The 4,172-nt window shown below is 70.1% G+C and carries 3 protein-coding genes and 1 pseudogene; all 4 read left to right on the top strand.

Annotated elements, in window-relative coordinates; translation table 11 throughout:
- Positions 1-324: pseudogene (locus tag G6019_RS12835) on the top strand (hypothetical protein); the annotation flags it as partial.
- Positions 325-468: 144 nt separating this feature from the next.
- A complete protein-coding gene (acs, locus tag G6019_RS12830; protein WP_107755633.1) occupies positions 469-2,436 on the top strand; it encodes an acetate--CoA ligase in 1,968 nt (655 codons plus the stop codon).
- Between the two features lie 81 nt (positions 2,437-2,517).
- Positions 2,518-3,033, top strand: coding sequence for a phage holin family protein (locus G6019_RS12825; RefSeq protein WP_107755632.1), 516 nt, complete (start codon positions 2,518-2,520; stop codon positions 3,031-3,033).
- A gap of 146 nt (positions 3,034-3,179) precedes the next feature.
- A complete protein-coding gene (locus G6019_RS12820) occupies positions 3,180-3,998 on the top strand; it encodes an alpha/beta fold hydrolase (protein ID WP_107755631.1) in 819 nt (272 codons plus the stop codon).
- Positions 3,999-4,172 lie beyond the last annotated feature (174 nt).

The following is a 4,172-nucleotide window of genomic DNA, read 5'->3' as shown; positions in this document are numbered from 1 at the left end:
CGCGAGACCGCCCCGGCGACGACGGAGAAGTCCGCGGCGACGGCGCCGGCCGGCGCGGCGGCCGACGGGAAGGCGAAGAACAGCGAGGCGACCACGCCGAAGGCGCCCGGCAACGCGCCCGACAAGACGCCCGACGATTCCGCGACCACGACCGAGGACTCCCGGGACGCGCGACAGTCGACGGGAACGACGACGGCGTCACCGGGATCCCCCGCAGGCGGAGGCCGGTCCGACGCCGAGACTCCCGCCCAGCAGAAGGGCGACACCACCCCTGATGACGGCGGCGAGGCCGTCGAATCCCCAGGCCGCGAACGGAAGTCCTGACCCCCACTCCCCCCGCGCCCCCCTATCGGGTGTGTTGCGAAACACGGTCGAGCGTATGTGACTACGCTCACAGAAACCGGTTCGGTCGCTTCCGCCGTGTCGATTCCGGCCGCCGTGAACACACATCCCGAGAGAGAGCCGCTGATGACCGATCACGACCACACCCAGACCTACGCACCCGACCCCGCCTTCACCGCCCAGGCCAACGCGCAGGCCGACCTCTACGACGTCGCAGCCGCTGACAGACTCGCGTTCTGGGACGAGCAGGCACGGCGCCTGGACTGGTCCACGGAGTGGTCCGAGGTGCTCGACTGGTCCGACGCACCGGTCGCCAAGTGGTTCGTCGGCGGCAAGCTCAACGTGGCCCACAACTGCGTGGACCGTCACGTCGAGGCCGGCAACGGCGACCGGGTGGCCATCCACTGGATCGGCGAGCCGGAGGATGACGCCCGCGACATCACCTACGCCGAACTCAAGGACGAGGTCAGCCGCGCGGCCAACTACCTCAGCTCCCTCGGGCTCGTGGCCGGCGACCGGGTGGCGATCTACATGCCGCTCCTGCCCGAGGTCTACATCGCGATGCTGGCCTGCGCCCGCCTCGGGCTCACCCACTCCGTGGTGTTCGCCGGCTTCTCCCCCAACGCGCTCCGCCAGCGCATCGACGACGCGGAGGCGAAGGTCGTCATCACCGCCGACGGCCAGTTCCGTCGCGGTAAGCCCGCGCCGCTCAAGGCCGGGGTCGACGACGCGCTCTCCGGAAACGGGGTCGACGCCGAGGGGACCGCCGAATCGGTGCAGACCGTCCTCGTGGTCCGTCGGACCGGGCTCGACGTGGAGTGGACCGAGGGCCGGGACGCGTGGTGGGACGAGGTGGTCCCGCAGCAGTCCACCGAGCACACGCCCGAGGCCTTCGACTCCGAGCATCCCCTGTTCCTGCTCTACACCTCGGGGACCACGGGAAAGCCCAAGGGGATCGTCCACACCTCCGGCGGCTACCTCACCCAGGCGTCGTACACCCACCACAACGTGTTCGACCACAAGCCCGGCCAGGACGTCTACTGGTGCACCGCGGACGTCGGCTGGGTCACCGGGCACACCTACGGCGTGTACGCCCCGCTCTCGAACGGTGCCGAGTGCATCGTCTACGAGGGCACCCCCAACTCACCGGACGAGCACCGCCACTTCCAGATCATCGAGAAGTACGGCGTCACCATCTACTACTCGGCACCCACCCTCGTGCGGACCTTCATGAAGTGGGGCGCCGAGATCCCGGCCGCCCATGACCTGACCTCGATCCGCCTGCTCGGCTCCGTGGGTGAGCCCATCAACCCGGAGGCGTGGCGCTGGTACCGCGACAACCTCGGCGGCGGCACCGCCCCCATCGTGGACACGTGGTGGCAGACGGAGACCGGTGCGATCATGATCTCCCCGTTGCCGGGCGTGACCGAGACCAAGCCCGGATCGGCCATGCGGCCGCTGCCCGGCATCTCCGTGTCCATCGTGGACAACGAGGCCAAGGAGGTCGCCGCGGAGGAACAGGGCTTCTTGGTGCTCACCGAGCCGTGGCCGTCCATGCTCCGCGGCATCTGGGGCGACATGGAGCGCTACCGGGACACCTACTGGTCCCGGTTCGCCGAGGAGGGGTACTACTTCGCCGGTGACGGCGCCAAGTGGGACTCCGACGGCGCACTGTGGGTGCTGGGGCGCGTCGACGACGTGATGAACATCTCCGGCCACCGCATCTCCACCTCCGAGGTGGAGTCCGCCCTCGTCGGGCACCGCGCGGTCGCCGAGGCGGCAGTGGTGGGCGCCAACGACGAGACCACCGGCCAGGCGATCGTCGCGTACGTGATCCTGCGCGGCAACGTCGACGCCGAGGAGGACCGCCAGAAGCTCATCGACGAGCTGCGCGCCGAGGTGTCGCGGGAGATCTCCCCGATCGCCAAGCCCCGCGACATCACGATCGTGCCCGAACTGCCCAAGACGCGCTCCGGGAAGATCATGCGGCGTCTGCTAAAGGACATGGCGGAGGGCCGCGACGGCGGGGACACCTCGACCCTGTCCGATCCGACCATCATGGAGCAGATCAGGGAGAAGGGCACGCGCGGCTGACCGGGTAGCGGGTGAAGGCGGCCACGTGTCGTGGCACGATGGACGACGGTGCATCCGTCGCCTGACTATGGAGGAACAACCGTGAGCCACGCCCAGGGAACCCACTCGCCGACCGAGGCATCGATCCCCCTGCACGACGCGGACTCGATCGGTCGGGGCGACGCCAGCATCGGAACCCTGGTCAAGAACGCCACCACGCAGGTGTCCACGCTCGTCCGCGCGGAGATCGAGCTCGCCAAGACCGAGGTCACCGAGCAGGTCAAGAGGGCCGCCACCGGGTCGGGCTTCTTCGTCGCGGCGCTCGTGCTTCTGCTGATGTCGTTCTTCCCGTTCGTCTTCATGTGGGCCAAGCTCATCTCCCTGTGGTTCGGCACCCAGTCCTGGGACTGGATCGGATTCCTCATCGTCTTCGTGGTGCTGGTGCTGTTGGCGGCGGTCTGCGCCCTGCTCGGCTACCGCAAGGTCAAGAAGATCCGTAAGCCCCAGCGCACCATCGACTCGGTGTCCGACCTCAAGCTGGCCATGCCCACGGGCACCCAGCCGCGGCCCGGGACGGTGCGGGTCACCGAGACCCCCCAGCCCGCCACGCGCAGCTGAATACTCCCGCACACCGGCCGCCCGACCCGTCGATCGTCAGGATCGACGGGTCGTGGCGGCATCGTGACGTCTCGGCCAACGGCATCCGTCTGCACGTCGCCGAGGCCCTTCCGGCCGACACCGTCCCCGGAGAACTCCCGCCACTGGTGGTGTTGATCCACGGCCTGGGCGGGATCTGGTGGACCATGCGCAAACCCCTCGTGGCGCTGGCCGAGGCCGGATTCCACGCCGTCGCGGTGGACCTGCGGGGCCACGGGGACTCCGACAAACCACCGCGCGGGTACGACGGATGGACCCTGGCCTCGGACATCACGCACCTCATCCGCGCGCTCGGGCACACCTCCGCGGTGATCGTGGGACAGGGCGAGGGCGGATTCGTGGCCTGGACGGCGGCATACCACCGGCCTCGTGCGGTGCGGGGCCTCGTCGTCGTCGGTTCTCCGCACCCCCTGGCCACCCGCCACGCCGCGATCCGCGATCGCGCCCAACGCCGTGCCCTGGTGCCCCGTCTTCTTGCAGACCAGGCTCCCCGGCTCCCCGAACGCCGCCTCACCACCGACGGCGCGGCGTCGGTGGAGGCGATGCTCCGGGACCGTTCCGCGCCGGCGTGGCAGGACACCGACGACTTCCGCGAGACCGCGGCGCTGCTCCGGCAGGCCATGCTCATCCCCAAGGCCGCCCACCTGTCCCTGGAGTCGCGCCGCTGGATGGTCCGCAGCCAGCTCCGCCCGGACGGACGCGATTTCCGCCGCACGGTCTCGGGTGTCCTCGACCAGCCGGTATTGGGGATCAGCGGCGAGGAGGACCGGTTCATCCGCCCGTCGACGGTCCGGGCGTCAGCGGCGTGGGCCAGGGACTTCCGTACGGAAATGGTCGCGGAGTCCGGGCACTACCCGGCGATGGAGCAGCCTCGGGCCACGTCCCGGCTGATCGTGGACTTCGCGCGCCGCGCGAGCGGGCTCTGACGGGCCGGTCCTCCCTTCTCCGGCCGGATCCCGCCAACGCGGACCCGTGCCGCCCCCTCCCTCGGCCTACGCGCCCCCTCTGCTCGGTGATCGCCGGGGTACGCGGCGACAATGGACCATTCCCGCCGCGCAAGTCGGGAGAGCCGCGCAAGTCGGGCGTGGCGGGGCGGTCCG

The sequence above is a fragment of the Dietzia sp. DQ12-76 genome, from assembly GCF_014145045.1.
Lineage (GTDB): Bacteria > Actinomycetota > Actinomycetes > Mycobacteriales > Mycobacteriaceae > Dietzia.
This window is presented reverse-complemented; position numbering and strand designations above follow the sequence as displayed.